Consider the following 20,077-nt stretch of genomic DNA (forward strand, 5'->3'; position numbering starts at 1 on the left):
GTTATATAACGAAACAGGAACCGAATCGGTTCCTGTTTTCTCCAAATTATTTTAATTTATTTTTAGAACTTCATAAAATGCTCAACTTTGCCGCCCTCGGCGGTACCACTCATAGATTTGTTGCGCATCCGAAGCTTTCAATCGGGAAACGCCGATGGAAGAACCTCCGGAGCCGCCCAGCAGATGAGCTTTGATATTAAGCATCTGCCCTCTTCTCTGCCAACGGCTGCCCCCGACCCGGAAAGCCACGATATGCCGTTTCAGTGTGCAGTGCGTCTGTTTGGCGATCGCCCGATTAACGATTGTCAGCCGATCTCCGTCCAAAGCGGCTCCGCTCGTGCGGAAACTCCAGTAATCCAGACCGAATACGATCGGAATCAGCAGCAGCGACCACAAGCCCATATGCGGGAAAAAGTATATCAAGACCGCGGACAAGATGATCGTTACGATCAACCCGATTCGCACATAGCCGAGGAACGCGCGTTTCGGAGGCTTCAATTCCGCAGCGGCGAACGAAAACTGCGGGATCGTCTGTTCCAGCAAATTCGCGATCTGAGCCCGGGGAATAAACGGATGCAGCGCCGGAGTCTCCTTCTCGCTTGAAGAAGACACCACGTTGACCTCGACATGCGCGTAACCTATTGCTTGCCGCAGCCAGCCCTCTCTGATCGTTACGGCCTGAACTCGGGAAGGATCGAATAAAAATTGCTTGCGTTCGAGCAATCCGTAGCGCACCGAAAGTCGCTCCCCGTCCTTGTACAAGGAAAAGCCGGCGAATTTGACGATGAACAGCACGAGCGACAACAGCCATGCAGCGATAAGCGCCGCCGCAGCAATGATCAAAATGGCTTTGATGCCGGTGAAGTAGGCTTGCGCGTTGCTTACCAGTTGGTTGACCCAGCGATCCGGCAGCAGGTCGTCCGCGAAGGAAACGATACCGGCCACGAAGGCGACGGCCAGGCCGAGATTCATCTCGGTGAGAGCCGCCAGGAATAGGCGGCCGGGTCCGAGCCGGTAGAGCAGCTCCGGCTCGCGGGTCTTCGGTCGAGCGTCGGCCGCGACCGAAGGATGTTGCGCCGCAGGCCCGCCTTCGGCGGGGCGTGCCTGCGGCGCGAGCGAATCCGGCGGGGCGAAGCCGTCCGCCGCGCCGGATTCGCCCGGAACGGCCGAATCGCGCGGCGCTCGATTCGGAAGAGGCGCTCCTGCTTCATGAGGAGCGCCGGACGGAGCACACGGTGCTCCGTCCATTCTTTCCGGTCCCCATGCTTGGACCGGAAACTCATTGGCGGCCTGGTCCGGGCCGCTTTCGCTTGCCGCGATCCCTGCGGCCGCATCATCGGCCTGATCGGGGAAGGCAATAGAGCGCTCGTTCAGCACGCGCTGAAGCCGCTCCGCTTCCTCGCGCCGAAGCACGGGCAGCACGGCATCCCCTTCGCTGCCGCCCGGCGTCTCGATCTTTAATTGCACGACGCCCAGCAGTCGCTGGATCAGAGGCTGTTCTTGGCTCACGGAATGAATACGCGAGTAATAAATAATTTTCTCGCTGCGTTGGATCAGACCTTTGCGAATCGTAATTCGGTCCGACTCTTCCTCGTACGTGAACCTTTTCCAACCGACGATTTCCATCGCGCCTGTCAGAAGAATCAAGAACAACGCGCCGCCCATCACCCAATACAAAGCAGGCGGGAATTTTCCGTCTGCCACGAACTGAATGCCGAAGATGAACAGAAGCGGAAGCAGACTGCGGATCAGCTTGAGTATGGAAAAGACGATATACAGCGGAGACAGCCGCTTCGGGCCGCTCATTCTTCCGTCCTCCGAGCCAATTCCCCGATCGTCCGTTTCAAGCTTTCCGCTTCCCCGGCTTTTAGTCCGGCAATCGAATGCGTAGTCGCCGCCGTCACGACCTTCAGTTCGGCCAAGCCGTACTTGCGAAGGATCGGGCCGCTTTCCAGCTTCACATGCTGGACCTTGGTCATCGGAATCAGCGTCTCCGTGATAAAGAACAGCCCTTTGCGAATTTCGACTTCTTCTTCGAAGATCGCGAAACCGAACCGGTTATAGCGGATCACCGGAACCCGGAACGTGGCAAAAATGAATAACAACGCAAAAACCAAGGTAACCAGACCCCCGAGCCACAGCGGCAGCCAGCTCCATTCGAAAATAGCGCCTAATACGGCAAGCGCAGCCGCTATAAGCAGCGGAAATATGTAGAAGCAGGCGCTCCCAAGTCGCGAAGCTGCAATCCAATCCGGGTGCAGGCGCCGGAAACGTTCTTCGCCTCTTTGTTGCTTTTCTTCATTCGATTCCATTATTTTCCCCTCCATGCCTTAAAGCGTAGCGATATTTCAGATTGAAGTCAAACATATGCTATCGCTTCTTCATGTACCTGAAAGGGATACGCAAACAGGTAGGTTCAAGTTGCATATATGGAAAAAAGACCGCCGAATAATTCCGGCGGCCTCTCTGTTTTTCGTTTCCCTATACTGTGCCGCTTTCCGGCACGAATCAAGCTTGTGATTACGCGCCTGCTTCAACCCTTTTCGCTGTCAAAGCCGTAGACATCGCTGCTTCGGTTTCCAGTTCTTCACCGAGCAGCTCCGAATCGGCCGTATCCGTCTCGCGTTCCGGCATGCGATCTTCCTCAGGCAGCGGCTTCAAGATCCTCACCCGCGAAATCCGCTTCTGCTCCGTTTCATCCACGATAAATGTACACCCTTCGTGATCGACCGACTGTCCTTTTTGCGGAGGCAGCGCATCGATCCGGGCATACAACCAGCCGCCGATCGTGTCATAGTCGTCAAAGTCGAGCTCGAAACCGAATTGATCGTTCACGTCTTCGATCAGCATCATGCCGTCGATCGAATAGCTGAACTCTCCGGCTTGCTCGAATTCAGGGCGTTCTTCTTCGTCGAATTCGTCCTGAATCTCGCCTACGATCTCTTCCATGATATCTTCCAGCGTAACAAGTCCGGCCGTACCGCCGTATTCATCGACCAGCATCGCGATTTGCGTACGGCTGCGCTGCATCAGCTTCATCAGTTCGCTGATCCGGATCGATTCCGGCACGGCGATAATCGGACGAATCAGCTGATCATAATCGGCGCCCGGCGAACGCATCAGATCCTTGATATGGATAAAGCCGATGATATGGTCTTTGTCCTGTTCGCATACCGGATAGCGGGTTCGCATACCGTCATAAGCTGCTTCAAGATTTTCCTCATACGACAAATTGGTGTATAAGCAGATCATTTCCGTTCGCGGAATCATCACTTCGCGCGCCGTGGTGTCGGCAAATTCGAAGATATTGTCCACGAGCGCCATTTCCGTATTATCGATCAGCCCGTTCTTGTTGCTTTCCTTCACCAGAATCCGGATTTCTTCTTCGGTGTGCGCAGAATCCAGTTCGGAAGCCGGCTCGATCCGCAGCAGCTTGAGCAGACCGTTCGCCATTCCGTTCAGGACCCAGATAAACGGATACATGATTTTGTAGAAAACGACCATCGGAGCCGCTGCCGTCAACGCTACCGCTTCCGTTTTGCGGATCGCCATCGACTTCGGAGCCAATTCCCCGATCACGATATGCAGCATCGTGATGATGATGAATGCGATCGCGACGGACGTTCCGTGAATCGCCGCTTCGTTGTTCCAGCCGAAGCTATGGAACAACGGGCGCAGGAACGACGCGACCGCCGGTTCCCCGATCCAACCGAGTCCAAGCGAAGCCAGCGTAATCCCGAGCTGACACGCCGACAGATACGCATCCAGGTTTTGCACCATGCTTCGGGCAAAACCGGCACGCTTGCTGCCGCTGTCCGCCATCGTGGCAATTCGGCTTTCGCGCAAACGCACCATCGCGAATTCCGCCGCTACAAAAAATCCGTTCAAACCTACAAGCAGCACGACCATTAAAATACTTAACCAACCTGGCAAGGGGTCACTAGTCAATATACATCCCGTTTCCGCGCCGCTTATCCAAGCGTTACGCTATCGGAAAACGGGTCCACCTCCTTCGTTTTCCTGAGTCATTTTGTTTCGCCTTTTCCGAAAAATGCTTATTTTGCGGTCTGTCGACCCAAACTAGCAACTCCCCAATTTAGCTCACTCCGTTTCTTTTTAGCTATACGTTCAATTATAATTGTTAGTTACCCGCAGCAAAATAGGAATGAAAGGTCAAAAAAGCCAAAAAACCGCCCTGAGGGCGGTTTAAAGCCTATTTTCTCGACCCATTCTCACTTCTGGCGTTCCCGCACGGTCTCGCTCACGCTTTTACGGCGGTTCCTCCGATTATTTATGCGCGATTAAGGTGAATGTCTTCGGAATGCCTTTGTCGAAACTGTCGCCGGATAAGTTGGGTTCCTCATCAAGCCGAACGATCACAAGGCTGTTTTGAGCTACCGCGGTCACGATCTCCCCGAGATTCCATTTGCGAAGCAGAACCTTCGGCGGTTCGCCCTCCGCGTATTTGGCAAAGGAAGCTTCTTGTTCTTCCAGCGACGTATCGAAGTAATCCCCGTCTACCTTATGCTTGCGAATCTTGGCCGTCGTTCCGCGCGAAGAAATCAGCTTCGTCGAAACCGGATGGAAATCGCGAAGCACAAATCGTCCACCAGGCGCGAGCAGCGTCTGAACCACGTTCATAAACGGATTCAGGTCCGTGAAGTAATGCAGGATGCCCATTTCCGCAAATACGATATCGAAGGTTCCGGCGAGATTCGTCACGTCCAGCTTGAGCACATCCGAAATCATATAATCCAGGGGAACGCCCGCCGCTTCTGCCAACTCCAACGCATAACGATGATTGCCCGGCGAAAAGTCGACGACGGCAACCGAAGCACCGAGCAGCGCAAGTGCAACCGCTTTGCTTCCGTTGGAGCCCATCAGGTTCATGATTCGTTTGCCTGAAGGATCGCCGATCGCGTCTCCCAGCACGGACAACGATTTCAATGGCTGCTTGCCGATTCTGTCTGCCGCTTCATCGGGCCTTCCGAAGCGTTGAACCCAAGCCTCGTACGTTTCCCGATTCCAGGCCTCTTCGTTGAAAGGATGGGCAGCATTCTGTTGTTCTTGGTTGTTCATATTCGACTTCCTTTCGATACCGCGCTCAGATCGCTGAACGACGCACTAATCCTGAACCAAAATTATTCCGCGTTCGACTGCCGGAGCCGAATCAGCTTTCAGCAATCGAATCGTTTGAAGCACGCGCAGGTTCGGCAAATGCTGAAGATCTTCAAGCGTATGCACGTCGAAGCAGCCGTCTTCTCCGTTCCAGAACGGAATAATCTGAAGCTGAACCTGCTGCCCGCTGCCGATAACAAGCTTCGTGACTTTCGATAAGTCCTCCTCCGTCAATACCAGGCGCTCGAAATACTCTCGAACCTCAGGAATCGGTCGGTCTCCTTCTTCGGCAATCGATATCTCGCGCAGTGCATACTCTTGGACGAATACGCCTACGTCGAAACGCGGAGTCAACACGTTTTGTTTGTACATCAATTCTTCGATAACCGCAAGCTTAAAGTTAAAATCCGCGAATGAGATCCCCTTGACCCCATTTTTGGTGCTTGGCATGCTGTCGGCTTCGATCTGCGCAATAATCGCATTCGCCTGCCGGAGCGTCTCCGCGGCTTTCGCGGCCAGAGCGGTCTTGCGATGTTGGGTAACGGTCAAATCAAGCACCAGTCGCCGATCATTGGATCTGGCGATCTGAAGCAAAGGCTGGCGCAGCAGAGGATAATAGATAAACGTATCGATAAATTCGTCGAATTGTTCATCCGACCATGCAGGCATATACCGTGCAAGTGCATCCAACACGGGGCGAATGCCGCGTTCAAGCACGGCAGCTCCCTCGCCCATAAACGAAGAAGCCAGACTGAAATAAGCTTTGCCCTTACTATCGCTGGATTGATCCAGCTCCAGATAGAAGTTAATAAGCTGCGCAATCTCTTCCGCATACCCGGGATGGTACCCCAACATATAGACATGAACATGATTGCAAGCCGGATAGAACGTTCGAATCAACTCCGGAAGCAAAATTGAGGCTTCCGAACGCAGATCATCATCATCCATATAATGCGGATGGTTGAAATAGATTTCAAACAGTGCTGCGGCGGCGCGTGAAAGCCCGTGAAAAACCGGATCGCGCTGATCGGCACCCGTCCCCTTCTCAATCCATTCGCGCAGCAGCCCAAGTACACGCGTATGGCTGGATCGCAACTCATCCCGAAGCGCATAGGAACTTTCGAGCGAGGCCTTGCGAAGTGCAAACAGCTCGGTTAATTTGGCTGTTTTTCGTGCGGATATTGCTTCTGTGAACGGTTCTTTTTCCAAAATATTCAGCATCGTGTCATAAAACCATGCGCGTTCCTCGACGGTTAGCAGGACAAACATCGACCACGCTTCGTTGATCCGTTCATCCACGCGCTTTTGGTTCTCTTCCTCAAGCTCGAAATCGTCCACCCACTCGAAAGAAGCCTCGATTATTGCCCGACCTTCCGGTTCAGGCGTGAATCCTTGCAACCGATTCAGCAATCGGTGCGAGAGTTCCGAGGGCTCTTCGTCGGGATTTGCCCGAAGCAGGGCTTGGAGCTTGGTCATCGTATTTCCTCCCAGTACATATGTCCATTACGTAACAATTTTTGTTCCTATAATAGTAACATTTAGTTTACCCCCTGTACTAGTCCGGCTTTTTGGAATCCTTTAGAATTCTAACGAAATGCCGGAAGATTTTTGCCGTTCTTTGCATTCCGTCAACGATACCTCCCTTATCGATCAGACAAAAGGCCTGTTTTGTTGAAATTAGTGCTCGTGAAAATGGTTGTTCGGTTATGCATGACAGCAATATGTAAGACCTTGAGCCTATCTCTATCATAAGGCTTTCTGCATTCTTTTCAAAGCCGAAGAGCCGGAATGCGCGCATCCCTCTTGATAGACGCACCGATTCCGGCTTTGGTTGGATTACGAATGAAGGAAGTTTACGAACAATCGAGACAATGTCGGAAATTCCCGGTATTGCTTCATAACGACTCGGATTTGCGCAGTTTGTACAGGCTCAAAACGCAAGATTTTAAGATGCCCCACAATTCCGCCTTCTGTAATCTGCTTCCATTCTCCAACGGTTTCCTGATGAGCATCTACCGGCCTAGCCAATACTTCAAAGGCTTCAATCCGTTGTCCTGCCGGCAAATATTCCCCGAGACTCAAGGTATCAATCCACTGCGATTGCTCCCACGTTAGTTCCACCCAAGGATCAACGTCTCTCTTTTCCGGCTGCCAAAATGAATCGTTCTCGCCTGAATGGGCAGAGGAAACGAGTTCAACACCGGCTTGTCCGCTTGAAGTTCGTACGCTCACTCCCTGCATCAACGAAGGATCCCGAAGCTGCGATATTCTCTGCCCGAGGTCCTCCAGCGCCAAACGATCCGGCTTAGCGATACGTCCCTGCGCATCGGGCGGTACATTCAGCAGAAACGTCGCATTCCCCCCGACCGCATTCAGATAAATCCCGAACAATTCTTCGCCGCTGCGAACCCGTTCGTCTTCTTCCTGATGGTAGAACCAACCGGGACGAATCGAAGTGTTCACTTCCGCGGGATACCAGACCCATTCGCCGTCGTAAGATTCAATTGCCTGCCTGCTGCCCAAGTCTTCTTCCATCGAATCGAAAGAACGCGAGAACTCCCCATCGTCGGCCTGCTGCGACTTCTCGGCCGTCTTCTCCGCATCGCGCAGCGGCGCAGGCACGACGCTCCATTCCTGATTCCGCGTCTGTCCCGCCTCGTTGCCGACCCAGCGGATATCCGGTCCGCATACGCTGATCACGCAATCCGGCTGCAAACGGCGAACCGTCTCGTAGTACAGCTCCCAGTTATAAAACTGCTTTTTTCCGCTGGCTCCTTCTCCGTTCGCTCCATCCAGCCATACGCATCCAACCTCGCCGTAATTCGTCAACAGCTCCGTCAGTTGGCGGACATAGAAGTTGTCGTAAGCGGCTCCTTCTCCATAGCTGCTTTCCGTCCGGTCCCAGGGAGAGAGATAGACCCCGAATTTCAACCCGTATTTCCGGCAGGCTTCCGATACTTCCCGCACCAGATCGCCTTTGCCGTCGCGCCAAGGAGTGCAGGCAACGGTATGCTTCGAGTATTCGCTCGGCCACAGACAGAATCCGTCATGATGTTTACAGGTCAAAATCACTGCCCGCATGCCGGAACCCGCAAGAATCGCCACCCATTCCTCTGCATCGAGCGACCGGGGATCGAAGATCGATAGGTCCTCATGGCCTTCGCCCCATTCGCGTCCGGTCATCGTGTTCATTCCGAAATGAATAAATCCATAGAACTCCAAACGCTGCCAAGCGAGTTGTCTGGCCGATGGAGCAACTTTCGCGATGTCATGCAAGTCCACTACAGCACTTCCTTTCCGCTAAAAAGGTTCACTCCAAAAGCATAACCGATCTGCATGAAAGATGCGCGTTTTCAGAGCGAGACGAATGATTCCCGGTTATACTATAGAAGAATTCGAATCTGAAGGAGGCGAATCATGGGGAACGAACAAGCCGAAAATGCTGCTTTATCCTCGATCGAGATCGATCTGTCCGTCAAGCATCAGACTTTTGAAGGTTGGGGAACGTCTCTCGCCTGGTGGGCCAATGTGCTGGGAGGGTGGAGCGAGGCACGTAGACGCGAGATTGTGGAAAAGCTATATTCTGCGGAATCGGGATTGGGCATGAATATCGCTCGTTACAATATCGGAGGCACGAAAGACACGGAAGATCCTTATTTGGACTACAGCAAGGCGATTTTATCTTTTCAAAACGAAGACGGAAGCTGGGATTGGTCGCGAGATGCGAATCAGCGGGAGATCGTGGAGTTGATTCGCGACGTGACCGATGAACCGATCTTTGAAGCCTTTTCCAACTGCCCGCCCTGGTGGATGACTCTTGCGTACGATCCGCGGCAGCCGGACGGCGCGCAAGGCGCGACGACGGGAGGCATCGATGGCGGAGATAACTTAAAACCCGGCTCGGAACGCGAATTCGCTCGTTATCTGGTTGAGGTTGTCCGGCATTTTCGAGATGAACATGGGCTTACGTTCCGCACGCTTGCTCCGTTCAACGAACCCGTTGCAGGCTGGTGGAAGCATCGGATTACGAAGCAAGAAGGCGCACAGATTCGGCCTGAACAGCAGCAAATCGTGATTCGAGAGGCTGTTGCGGCTTTACAGGAGGCCGGACTTTCGGATACCTCGATCAGCGCATCCGATGAATCGTTTGTCGAGATGGCGCTGAATACGTGGAACGCCTTCTCGCCTGAGGTGAAAGCACTGATCCCGCAGGTAAATACCCACACGTACAATGATTCAAGCTATGATCCGGAAGATTTTATGAAGGCGGTTACATCCGATAGGAAAAAGCTTTGGATGTCCGAAGTCGGCTTTGAAAACGGGGCTCACCCGACGGACGATCCGCATTCGATGGCAGGCGCAAAACGATTAGCTCAAAGCATCACCAAAGATTTGAAAATCATGCGCTCTGAAGCCTGGGTGTATTGGCAAGCTGTCGAAAGCAATGTCAGCACGTGGGGATTGATTTTTGCTCCGTTTGAACATAATGAATCAGAGTCTTACTCTATGTACAAGCAATATTATGCACTCGGCAACTACAGTACATTCATTCGTCCGGGAAGCGTCATTGTTCATAACGATAGCGAGAAGTCGCTCGCGGCGCTCGACTCTGCTGCGAATCGTCTGACGATCGTCACCTATAACGACAGCGATACGGAATCGGCCAGCTACGCTTATCGGTTAAAGGGATTAGCCGCGTCTGGCGATCGTGCCTTGCTTCAAGCACGCGTATACCGGACGAGCGCTGAAGAAGATCTGGTTGAGCTGGAATCCATAACGCTGGACAATGGGACTTTTACGGCTGAAGCTGTTCCGGAGTCGGTAACGACGTATGTGATTGATCAGGCGGCTGCAACAACATAACCAAAAAGACCTTCTCCGCACGACGAGTGTCGGAAAAGGTCTTTATTTATTGCCATTCATGGGCCATCAAGCCTCGCTTTGTTCGTTAGGATTGGATTTGCTCACGGGTCGAACCGTTAACTTATTGTCCGGCGAAAAAGGCTTCGTTGCCCGAGTAGAAGTATCCGGTCGTATCATTGAATACCACATAGTCGATGCAATTCAGGGGTACAACGGTACGCTGTCCGTATTCGATGCTCAATACGACATGGTCGCTGCCCGCCGCTTCAAGTCGTCCTTCGACCGAAGTTGACATGAAGCCGATATTCATTCCGGGTACGATATAAAAAGTGCCTGTGCGTCCCAGGTTATTTTGCAAAGTGGAGATCACGTTAGGCTGCTCGTAGTTGGTCTGCGGAATGGACGCTTCGATCATCGGCGATCCCGATCTGGCCAACGGATTACGGAACCCAACCCCGCCTCTTCCTGCCATGCCGTTCATGCCGCTGCTGATCCGATAAGTCACCGGTGAATAGGAATATTCCATATAAATCCCTCCTCGTTTTTTGCGCGGATGCCCGCGAATGGATAAAGATGCGTTCACGTCCGCCCGGCTGTATCGTCCATTTAGAGAAGGTGAGATTACGATTAGAGTACAATTCATGCTTTATATCCTTATTATTACCCACGAAACTGAGAGGCAAACCTTATTTTTACATGGGATATGGCAAAAAGGTGACGTGGGAGCTACAATTCTCGGGCTCAAAGGCGTTTTGAACTGAATTTCTCCTCCGCTAGTTGTAGTGGTAGGAGAAAAAGAAAAACATAAAATGATTTAAGGCCTGCGCAAGGTACGCAGGCCGCTTTGAACATCTTCTTACTTCGCTTATTCGGCGTAAATCATTTTCCGCGTCATTCCGCCGTCCAGGACCAATTCGGCTCCGGTTAGGAAGGTGTTGTCGGGGTGCGTGATGTACAGGCAGGCGCGGGCGACGTCTTCCGGGGTGCCTACTCTGCCTATCGGATGTTGCTTGTGATCTTCTTTGCGCAGTTGGTCGTATTCTTTCGTTTCGATCCAGCCCGGGCTTATGCAATTGACTTGAATGCCGTCTCCTCCAAGCGATATGGCCAGCGAATGCGTCAGAGCGAGGATCGCTCCTTTGGATGCGGCATAGGCTTCGAAATTGGGTTCGGACATATGGGCGCGCGTCGAGCATAGGTTTACGACGGAGCCTTTTCCGTGCTTGCGCATATGCAAAGCGGCTTCCCGGGTTGCGAGAAACGTGCCGCGGACATTCGTATTCATCACATCGTCCCATTCTTTAACGGTCAACTCATACGGAGACTTCCAAATCCCGAATCCGGCATTATTGATCAGGATATCGATCCGGCCGAAGGCTTCGATCGTTTCTCGCATCAGTTGGGTAATATCCGATTCGTTAGAGACATCGCATGGAATAAAGATCGCTTCCCCGCCCGAATTACGGATTTCCGCAGCCGTTGCGGCTCCTTCGGGTTCTTGCGTATCGGCAAGCACGACACGTGCTCCTTTTTCAGCATAACTTTTAGCGACAGTCTTTCCTATTCCTTGAGCGGCGCCGGTTACGATCACCGTCATCGATTCAAAACTCATATTCTTGTCAGCTCCCTTCCCGTTTTCACTGCTTTATTATTACCCAAACGTCTTGCTGAAGGAAACCAAAGCAAAAAGTCCTTCGCGGGGTGAGGCGAAAGACTTGATGTCCGGCAAGCGGATTTATTATGTGATTAAATTCACTTAACGGGGTGCAAAATGTGTCTTCTGCACATCCGGGCGTCGGAATTACGCGTAGTACATGTTCAGCAGTTGATTCGTTTCTGCGCTTTCGTTCTCTTCATTGTTCAGCAATCCTTGTTCAGCCCAGCAAGCCAAGCATTGTTCTTCGGTTTCGCAAAGGTGAGCGTCTTCGCAGTTGTAGCAAAGGTTCAGGTAGTTACGAGTCAGTTGGGCAGTTGCGGTGGTCATGTGGATCACTCCTCGATTTAATTTAAGTTTAGGGTTGTTTGAGTTGTCGTTTTGTTTTGTTGCATTCTTTATATTTAAAAAATAACAGATTTTTCGGCAGAATAATGTGATTTATTTCACATTATCTGAAATGAATTAAAATTTTCTGTTCGTTGTGTGGTTAAAGTGCGGCGCTGCGGGAGAAATTCGTTCAAGTCGCTGTCTCACCCGGAAAGTTGAATTGGATTTGAATAAGGAGTCTTTCCGGGTTCAAAGGCGTCAACATAAAACTGAATGTTACCGCAGGTTTTCTTCGAAATCCTGTATTTCACTGAATTTCTCCCTCCGCTTCTCCTTCGCTTTTTTATAAAAAGATAAAGGCGAAAAGCACAAAAAGTGCACTCATGCGATTTTACTGCATAAGTACACTTATTGTTCGAATTATTTTTTAAATAACATCGAAGTATTAGACAAAATAAAAAGGTTGTCCTTATTTAGGACAACCCCACCCCCCCCAGAAAATCTCTTCCCGAAATGAAGCGTACAGCGGAGGGGAAAATTCAGTTCAATACGCCTTTGAACTCGGAAAACCTTCAACTTAAATTTCAATCTAGTTTTCCGAGTGAGACAGCGTCTTGTGAAGCATTTCGAAGAAATGCACTTCGGAAGCCTATGCTTGTAATTTTCCCCGCAGCGCCCAAGCGTCTTTCAACGGACAGGGTTTTCTCGAATCAAATCACATGCCAGGTGACGCCGCCGTCCAGCGTTTGCAGAAGCAGAGAACGTCTCAGTTCGGTTTTGCCGATCAGGATCCAGCCGACTTGGTCGGTGACGAATTGGACTTGGAAGATCTCGGGGTACTTCTTCATATTTTCGACCAGTTTGTCGCTTTTGGGAAGTGGTTTCCAGTTTTGTCCGCCGTCGGTCGTACGATAGAACTGCGAGCCGATCGGAATCCATCCTTTTAGGCGATCGATAAATACCGGAGCAATTTGCAGGTTGAGCGATTCCTGAGCAGGAAGTTTGAAAGCCGCGTGTTTCCAAGCCACTCCGTTATTTTGCGTGAAATAACCGTGGTATTGGACGTTCTCGCGCTGCTTGCAGCCCACGGGTACCCAGGAACCTGCCGATGTCTCGTACGCTTGCGGTTTCCCGCTTACGTAAGCATCGCAACTGCCGATCGGATTTTCTCCTCCCTGGAAAAACGACGAGGACTTAAACCAGTTGCGCCCGGCGTCTTTGGTTCGATAAAGCGCAGGCCGTCCCAGTTCCAGCGTCGTGGCATAGCCGCTGCCGTCGGACTCGAAATGAATGCCCGATACGTAACCGATATCCGGTAACGGATTTCCCGAACCGCTCGGTTGGGAATCGCTTGCGGTACGCATGACCGCATTCCAACTTTCTCCCCCGTCCAACGTCCGATAAAGCGTCTTATCCTCGCGGCCCGCAGTGGAAGACGTTTTGGTTGTCAGCAGCCAGCCGCGGTCGTTATCGCTGAAAGATAAAGCAGCGGGCAACTCGTCGGTACGCCCCAATGTCGCAAGCGCCCAGTTTTCTCCGCCGTCCGAGGTGCGCAGAACGAGCGTTTCTTCGGCGATTCCTGCACTGCGTACAATCCAACCGTGCTTCGTGTCCGTGAAAAACACTTCTTTTCCATACTCGGGCACATTGGAGAACGTCACTTGCTCGGAAGGCGACAAAGGCGTCCAGTTCTTGCCGTTATTTTCGGTTAAGTACATCCGAAGCGCGCTTCGAGTCAGCCCCCAAGCCATTCCGGTCTTCCCGTCAAATAGATGCATCTCCGTTAACCGGGTCTGCACCACGTATTCTTCATATTTACTGGCGCTGCCGCCCTCTTCGGGTTCGACAAGCGTAATTTCCTGGCCTCCGTCATCATCGGCCGTATTCGTCTGCACTGTCGGTTCGGATGCCGCGTCTTCCGTCGAAGAGTCGCTCGTACATCCGGCCAGCACAATCAGCATAGCAAGCAGAGGCAGCAGCACCTTTCGCCTGATCCGCATTGCAGCCGCCCCCTTTGATTTTGAATAATGTCGCACGGAGCGCAATTCCTTCGTCATTATAGCATAAAAGACCATAGCCGTCGCAACTGCGTCCTCTTCAGCCCAACCACAGATACATCGGCACGAACAGCAATGAAGTGACGATTCCCGCAAGCCCCATGCCGAGCGCGCTGAAGCTGCCTGCCGTTTCCGATTCCTGCAAGCTGCGCGCCGTACCGAAACCATGCGCGGCGCTCCCCATCGCCAAGCCGAACGAGACCGGATCCCGGAGACCGATTCGATATAAAAAGGCCGGTCCCAATACGCCTCCGAGCACGCCCGTTACGACGCTGAACATTACGGACAGCTCCGGCGTCCCGCCGAGCGATCTGGAGATTTCGATTCCGATCGGCGAGCTGACCGATTTGGGCAGGATGCTGAGCAGCACCTCGTGCGAGCCGCGGGTCGCGTACACCAGCAGCCCTGCGCTGACGATGCCCGTGATCGATCCCGCAAGCACGGAAATCGAGATTGTTTTGAGCCGTTCTCGAATCAATTTGCGATGCTTATAAATCGGTACGCCGAGCGCCACGGTCGCCGGGCCGAGCAAACTCGTCAATAGCCCGACCTCGCCTTGAAAATCGGCGATCGGGAATCGCAGCAAACCCAAAACGATCAGAATGATCGCACTGCTGCTCAGGATCGGATGCAGCCAAGGCAGTCTCGCCTGTATCCCTCTGGCAAGGGCGTAAGCTCCGATTGTTAAGGTGAGCCCAAAAAGCGGATCATGCAGAAAGTTTTCCATCTTCAGGAACCTCCTTCTGCTTCGGCTGCGTTTTCTTGGCAACCATCCCGGTCACCCATAGCACGGCGAACGTACTTCCGACCACGCCAACCGCGATCGATACGGCATTGTTGCCAAGAAACGGAATCAGCGCCGCCGCTCCGATCACATAGGGAATAAAAAAGAGCAAAAGATGCCCCGTCAATAAGTTCGCGGATTGCTCTACCCATTCCAACTTCACGACTTTTCCGAATAATGCAGCCAAAAACAACAACAAACCTATAACGTTGCCCGGTAACGGAAGATGCAACGCATCGTGCAGCAGCACGCCGGCCAGGCTGAATCCGAGTAGGATTGCAAACCCGCGCATAATCGTTCAACCTCTTTTCCGCCGGTTCACCGCAGTAATCCCGGATACTTGTTCAAACATTTTATCATTATAACAAAACTCGACAGAATTCGCGCAAAGACATTTGACACAATTTCGTGACATGCTGCTTGTTAGCGTGTAAACTGGTTACAAAGTTGAGAGGGTCTTTTTTATTCCTCCCATCCCATATCCTGAAGAAATGGAGTGATTTGGACATGACTACCCCATCCTCGCGTTCCCGCCGTGTCGTCGTGATTGGCACGGGCGACGTAGGAGCAACTACCGCTTATACCCTGCTGTTGAGGCAGCGCATGACCGAACTCGTTTTGATTGACGTGAACAAGGAATTGGCATTGGGCCAGGCACTGGATATGAACCACGGCCTGCCTTTCGTCGGCGGCGTGAAAGTCTGGGCCGGCGATTATTCCGACTGCAAAGACGCGGCCGTGATTATCATCGCGGCAGGCGCAGCCCAACGTCCGGGCGAGACGCGTATCGATCTGCTCAACCGCAACGCGGGCATTTTCGACCAAATCATCGGCAACATCGTGAAGTACAACGATAACGGGATCATTCTCGTCGCGACGAACCCGGTAGATATCCTCTCGTACGTATCGTACAAAAAGAGCGGTTGGCCGGCTCATCGCGTGATCGGTTCGGGTACGCTGCTCGACAGCGCCCGTTTCCGTTATCTGATCGGTCAGCAAAAACATCTCGATCCGCGAAGTATCCACGCGCATATCATCGGCGAACACGGCGATTCCGAGCTTCCGGTATGGAGCATGGCGAACGTTGCGGGTGCCGATCTGGCCTTGTCGGAGACTACGCAAGACGAGATCTTCGAAAATACCAAAAACGCGGCGTACGCGATCATCAATGCCAAGGGCTCGACTTACTATGCCATCGCTCTTGCGCTTGACCGGATCGTAACGGCCATCTTGCAAAACGAAAGCTCGGTTCTTAACGTCTCGACCTTGCTGGATAACTATCACGGCATTTCCGACGTATACCTCGGTCTTCCTTGCGTCGTCGACAGCACCGGCGTACGCGAGCATCTGGAAATTCCGATGAACGACAAAGAGCTTGAACTGCTGAATGCTTCGGCCAACAAGCTCAAGTCGGAAATCGCGAAAGTCAATCTGTAAAATAAGCTTTCCTGCGTGTAAAAAGCCCCCTGCTCTCTAGCGAGAGTTTGGGGGCTTTTGTTGTTTGCAAGACGATAAGCTCAGCCGTCATAATCGGACAATCTCCGCATGCAGCAATCGGCCGGAAGAAGCATCGCACACAAATTCGCTTTCCTCGATCCAAACCAGCGAGGCTTGCTCGATTCCGTTCGCGCGGCTTCCGGTTCGCACGTAATAAGGCAGAACCCGAATATGCCCTTTGAGCTTCTCCCAAGCCTCGTTCTCCGATAACTTCGGCTTATACAAGGTTTCGGCGAAACGTTCAGGACGCAAGCGGCGAAAATGCAGCTCATCCGACACGGCTGCCAACTTCCCGCTCCGACGCTCGATATACAAATCCAAGCAAGCGCCAAGCACGGGAAGCCCGTTCACCAATCGATAAACGCGCACATGAGCAAAACCGCCGCTTGCGGCCCGAAATGAAGACCTTTGTCTGCCTGCGAGAAAAGCCCAGCGGTAAGCCCTCGGTTTGGTCGAGCGCAGCAGATAATCCAGCACGGCGCTTCGGGCGCGTCTTAACTCGTCCCGATCCAGCGGCTCGGGTCTTCTGGAGTCTGAAATAGGAATACGTCCTTGCAGAGAGCGAATCGGCGCTGAAGCACTTCGTTTCGCCGAGCTTCCGCCACGCAAGTCAATCCACTCCCACGGCCCGAGCTTTTCGTCTTGCAGCACACGCTTGCCGTTTTGATCATAGAGTCTTGGGGGGAACAGGTAAAAAGGCATTACGGCAGATACATCCAGCGCATAAGCACTTCGAATGCAAGAATAGTCCTCGGGAGCCTGAATCAATGCCGGAGCAACCTCCATAGGCTCGGTTTCGAACCGACAAGGCGCCCAGTCTGTTTGCAAATCGCTCAGTTCGCCGGAAGATTTCATTCGGATGAACAAGCGGGGGCCGCGGTAAAACGGAATCCCGCGATAATGACGGGCATACTCCAATCGCATCTCGTCATTATCCAATTCGACGGCGCGAATCGGCAGCAAGTCTTCCGGATTGATGTCGGGCCTCACTCGCGCAAGGTGTTCTTCCGCCAGAACGGCATAATGCGAACTCTCTTCGTCAGACAAAAAGCGGATGCCGCCGAAGCCTTCTTTTCGAACTCCTGATAGCGCTTCATGGTTGTTAGGTCTGGTCAAAGGCTTCTCCCCTCTACCTATTAATAAGGCAGGCCGTCATCTCCCGGTTCTTCGCGTCGTTCAAGCAGGCGCTTCGCCACGGTCTCGAAATCTTCCGGCTGAAGCAGTTCGATCGGGGAATGCCCCTTATCGAACACGAACGATTCGCCTTCCAAAATAACGGCGTACCGTCCGTTCAGGCGCGTGATATGAACGCCGTAACCGAAGTCGGCAAGCAATCCTTTGATCTGCGAATTTCCGAGCTTGAATCGAACCTCGATGTCCGGCTGGAATTCCGTGATCCGCTCGGCCGCTTCCATCACCTGCTCCGGTTCCCATTTTTGCTGAATATCGCGCTTATCGCTGGCTGTCCATAGCTCCAGGTCGTGTTCTTCGCGCTGACGCTCTTCGCTGGTTTCGTCCGGCCATTTTTCTTCCACGTAAGTCTGCACGAATTCCATGACGCGATCGTTTACGATCTCCGGCATCGACTGTTCATATACGACGAACTTCAGGAAGTCTTCGAAGTAACGCGCATGCGAAGGTTGGTGAATCTTGAGCTCCCAATCCTCGGTCATTCCCGCTTCGGGCATATGCGGATACATGATCGACTTGATGCTTTTCGTGCTAATCGCCATTTCGACTTCGTCGATCAAATTCTGTTCGTCCGAAATGCGCGCGATTTTATTCTCGAAGTCGCATTTCATCACGAAAATAAACGGATCGTCGGAATGGGTCGGCATTTTGGCACGGGTCAGCACCAACGCTCCGCCGCGAACCGAGCCGGTATCCAGATAATTTCGCACCAGATCGTCGCAGGCATTTTTAAAATCTTCCTTGCCGTCCGCCGTCCGCATGCGGTTGAACATATTGAAGTTGGGATTGCTGTCGAGTTCATAGCCCGGTTCGACGATAAACGTGCCGATCTTGGTCGGTGCTTGCTCGGTCAGCGGGTTCTTTTCCACTTTTCTTTTCGCGATCCGCGAGAACTCGCCGTCGAGAAATTTTTTCACGGGACTATCTTCGTAATCGTAATCGTCCATGGTCTGGTAATGCTTATAACCTCTCGCCCCCTGGCCTTCGCGGCCCTCCACCTGGATGACGAAAAACGATAAAAATTCAATGTCGAAACGCATAATTCTTTAAACCCCTTCTGCCTCCGATTTACGCCGGGCGCACTCGGAAGGCGGTAATGGCTGCCATGCAACGCGCATTGCTTTCCGGCAGCAAATTGCCTGTCTGCCTACGATAGCACGACCGCCGAAAATGAACAATCTCATAAAGAAAATTCGTTAAAACATACAAAAACGCGACCTGCCGATATCGACATGGGCCGCGCTTCTTGTCAAAACTTCTTTATTTTCCTTGACGCTGCTGCATGAATTCCAACCCTTTTTGCAGCAGTTCCTTCATGGAACCGAACTGCGTGTTGGCATTGACCTTCTCGTCCAATTCCTGCGGAGGAACATTTTGAAGCGCGTTCGGGTCGTTGCCGCCGATGCCGAATTTCTGAAGCATTTCCGCAGCGGACTTGAACGGCGTATACTTTTGCAAAAACTCCGAATTCAGCAGCTGATCGAGCGGAAGCTTTTGCAAAATTTCGTTAAGCGGAAGTTTATTGGCCATTTCGCTTAAGCCGCTCAAGTCTCCCTGCTTCAGTTTGTTAAATGCGTCTCCCAAACCTCCAAGATTAAATCCCATGCGTACCGCCTCCTGATCAAATAGGTGTTACTCGCTTTTACCCGAATTGCCCGGTAGCTTAACATCCAATCGACTCATGGCCTCTTCCTTCTCCCGATTCGAGACGTGGGTATATACCGTCGTCGTCTGGATCGAGGAGTGGCCGAGCATTTCCTGCACCGTTCGCAGATCCGCCCCTCGACGCAGCAGCATCGTGGCGAACGAGTGACGCAGCTTATGGCTGGAATACGGAATCCGCTGATGCGGCTCCAAGTCCTGCTGAAAACGATCGAACGTATCGGCCGCCAACTGCTGAATCGCGCGAATGGACATCCGACGTCCTTTTTGCGAAACGAACAGCGCTTCCTCACGATCCGTCCACGGCGACAGGCGCTGCGAGATCGCTTCTTCCAGCACGCCCATGACGGCTTCAGGAACAGGCAAAGTACGCCATTTGCGTCCTTTGCCGAACACTTGAAGGGTTCGCCGTTCGGCATTGTAATGGGAGACGTTCAGCGCATGCACCTCGCCGACCCGCAGCCCCATATAAGCCATCAGCAAAAAAATCGCCAGGTTGCGTTCCCGGTACTTGCCGTCGACCGCTTCCAAAAATTCTCCGATCTGACGTTCATCCATGTACACGGGTGCGCGGTTCTTTTCCGTTTTCGCTTTTTTGATCCCGATCGCCGGGTTCTGTTCGATCAATTCCAATTCGATCAACGCTTTATAAAAGCAGTGGATCGCGGCATGTTTGCGGTTCCGCGTAGCGTCTCCCGATCCGTTCCTTCTGGCATTGGACAGGAACGACATCACATGGATCTTTTTCACCGCGTCCAGCTCTTTTCCGCTCAATCCCATTAAAAATTGCCGTACGTCGCTTAAATAGTTTTTTTGCGTATAGTCCGTATATCCCGCGTCCTGCATCCAGATCAGGAACGCTTCCAGATACTCGGCATAATCCTCAAGCATCTCATCGTCGGGAATCCGAATGGTTGCCAT

The 20,077-nt window shown here is 52.4% G+C and carries 18 protein-coding genes; 2 read left to right on the forward strand and 16 right to left on the reverse strand.

Going from position 1 to position 20,077, the window contains the following annotated elements:
• Window positions 1–81: 81 nt before the first annotated feature.
• The 6 genes from HRQ63_RS02830 to HRQ63_RS02855 form a co-directional block, all read right to left on the reverse strand.
• Window positions 82–1,806, reverse strand: coding sequence for a PH domain-containing protein (locus tag HRQ63_RS02830; RefSeq protein WP_172238801.1), 1,725 nt, complete (start codon window positions 1,804–1,806; stop codon window positions 82–84).
• On the reverse strand, window positions 1,803–2,312 hold the full coding sequence (locus tag HRQ63_RS02835; RefSeq protein ID WP_172238804.1) for a PH domain-containing protein: 510 nt from the start codon (window positions 2,310–2,312) through the stop codon (window positions 1,803–1,805). The genes HRQ63_RS02830 and HRQ63_RS02835 overlap by 4 nt, the downstream gene beginning before the upstream one ends.
• 208 nt (window positions 2,313–2,520) lie before the next feature.
• Window positions 2,521–3,909 (reverse strand): hemolysin family protein, encoded by a 1,389-nt coding sequence (locus HRQ63_RS02840; RefSeq protein WP_172240533.1) that lies wholly within the window; start codon window positions 3,907–3,909, stop codon window positions 2,521–2,523.
• 378 nt (window positions 3,910–4,287) lie between these two features.
• Window positions 4,288–5,079, reverse strand: a complete 792-nt coding sequence (locus tag HRQ63_RS02845) for a class I SAM-dependent methyltransferase (RefSeq protein WP_172238807.1) — start codon at window positions 5,077–5,079, stop codon at window positions 4,288–4,290.
• A gap of 45 nt (window positions 5,080–5,124) precedes the next feature.
• On the reverse strand, window positions 5,125–6,594 hold the full coding sequence (locus HRQ63_RS02850; protein ID WP_172238810.1) for a DUF6892 domain-containing protein: 1,470 nt from the start codon (window positions 6,592–6,594) through the stop codon (window positions 5,125–5,127).
• A gap of 360 nt (window positions 6,595–6,954) precedes the next feature.
• Window positions 6,955–8,400 (reverse strand): alpha-L-fucosidase, encoded by a 1,446-nt coding sequence (locus HRQ63_RS02855; RefSeq protein ID WP_172238813.1) that lies wholly within the window; start codon window positions 8,398–8,400, stop codon window positions 6,955–6,957.
• A gap of 135 nt (window positions 8,401–8,535) precedes the next feature.
• On the opposite strand from HRQ63_RS02855, the gene HRQ63_RS02860 reads away from it, so the two are divergent.
• Window positions 8,536–9,981 (forward strand): glycoside hydrolase, encoded by a 1,446-nt coding sequence (locus HRQ63_RS02860; protein WP_172238816.1) that lies wholly within the window; start codon window positions 8,536–8,538, stop codon window positions 9,979–9,981.
• Between the two features lie 121 nt (window positions 9,982–10,102).
• Here the strand turns inward: HRQ63_RS02860 and HRQ63_RS02865 are convergent, their stop codons facing one another.
• The 6 genes from HRQ63_RS02865 to HRQ63_RS02890 all read right to left on the reverse strand — a co-directional run bounded on the left by HRQ63_RS02865 (window position 10,103) and on the right by HRQ63_RS02890 (window position 15,098).
• Window positions 10,103–10,507, reverse strand: coding sequence for a spore coat protein GerQ (locus HRQ63_RS02865; RefSeq protein WP_172238819.1), 405 nt, complete (start codon window positions 10,505–10,507; stop codon window positions 10,103–10,105).
• A 339-nt stretch (window positions 10,508–10,846) separates the two neighbouring features.
• Entirely contained in the window at window positions 10,847–11,593 is a 747-nt protein-coding gene (locus tag HRQ63_RS02870; RefSeq protein WP_172238822.1) for an SDR family NAD(P)-dependent oxidoreductase, read from the reverse strand.
• A 189-nt stretch (window positions 11,594–11,782) separates the two neighbouring features.
• Window positions 11,783–11,965: a hypothetical protein gene (locus HRQ63_RS02875; RefSeq protein ID WP_172238825.1), complete on the reverse strand. Its 183-nt coding sequence runs from the start codon at window positions 11,963–11,965 to the stop codon at window positions 11,783–11,785.
• Window positions 11,966–12,675: 710 nt separating this feature from the next.
• A complete protein-coding gene (locus HRQ63_RS02880; RefSeq protein ID WP_172238828.1) occupies window positions 12,676–13,965 on the reverse strand; it encodes a VPS10 domain-containing protein in 1,290 nt (429 codons plus the stop codon).
• A 97-nt stretch (window positions 13,966–14,062) separates the two neighbouring features.
• Window positions 14,063–14,749, reverse strand: a complete 687-nt coding sequence (locus HRQ63_RS02885; RefSeq protein WP_172238831.1) for an LrgB family protein — start codon at window positions 14,747–14,749, stop codon at window positions 14,063–14,065.
• Complete coding sequence (locus HRQ63_RS02890; protein ID WP_172238834.1) at window positions 14,730–15,098, reverse strand: CidA/LrgA family protein; 369 nt, start codon at window positions 15,096–15,098, stop codon at window positions 14,730–14,732. The genes HRQ63_RS02885 and HRQ63_RS02890 overlap by 20 nt, the downstream gene beginning before the upstream one ends.
• Before the next feature lie 215 nt (window positions 15,099–15,313).
• Between HRQ63_RS02890 and HRQ63_RS02895 the strand changes: the two genes are divergently transcribed.
• Window positions 15,314–16,243: an L-lactate dehydrogenase gene (locus HRQ63_RS02895; RefSeq protein WP_172238837.1), complete on the forward strand. Its 930-nt coding sequence runs from the start codon at window positions 15,314–15,316 to the stop codon at window positions 16,241–16,243.
• 87 nt (window positions 16,244–16,330) lie between these two features.
• On the opposite strand, the gene HRQ63_RS02900 is transcribed toward HRQ63_RS02895, so the two are convergent.
• The 4 genes from HRQ63_RS02900 to HRQ63_RS02915 all read right to left on the reverse strand — a co-directional run bounded on the left by HRQ63_RS02900 (window position 16,331) and on the right by HRQ63_RS02915 (window position 20,077).
• Window positions 16,331–17,419, reverse strand: coding sequence for a hypothetical protein (locus tag HRQ63_RS02900; RefSeq protein WP_172238840.1), 1,089 nt, complete (start codon window positions 17,417–17,419; stop codon window positions 16,331–16,333).
• Between the two features lie 20 nt (window positions 17,420–17,439).
• Complete coding sequence (locus HRQ63_RS02905; RefSeq protein ID WP_172238843.1) at window positions 17,440–18,534, reverse strand: DUF3900 domain-containing protein; 1,095 nt, start codon at window positions 18,532–18,534, stop codon at window positions 17,440–17,442.
• Window positions 18,535–18,754: 220 nt separating this feature from the next.
• The gene (locus tag HRQ63_RS02910; protein WP_172238846.1) at window positions 18,755–19,099 is read right to left on the reverse strand and encodes a hypothetical protein; all 345 of its coding nucleotides are present in this window, start codon (window positions 19,097–19,099) and stop codon (window positions 18,755–18,757) included.
• A gap of 27 nt (window positions 19,100–19,126) precedes the next feature.
• Window positions 19,127–20,077, reverse strand: a complete 951-nt coding sequence (locus HRQ63_RS02915; RefSeq protein WP_172238849.1) for a tyrosine-type recombinase/integrase — start codon at window positions 20,075–20,077, stop codon at window positions 19,127–19,129.

Origin of the sequence: Saccharibacillus endophyticus, from assembly GCF_013185185.1 — a bacterium.
Taxonomy (GTDB): domain Bacteria; phylum Bacillota; class Bacilli; order Paenibacillales; family Paenibacillaceae; genus Saccharibacillus; species Saccharibacillus endophyticus.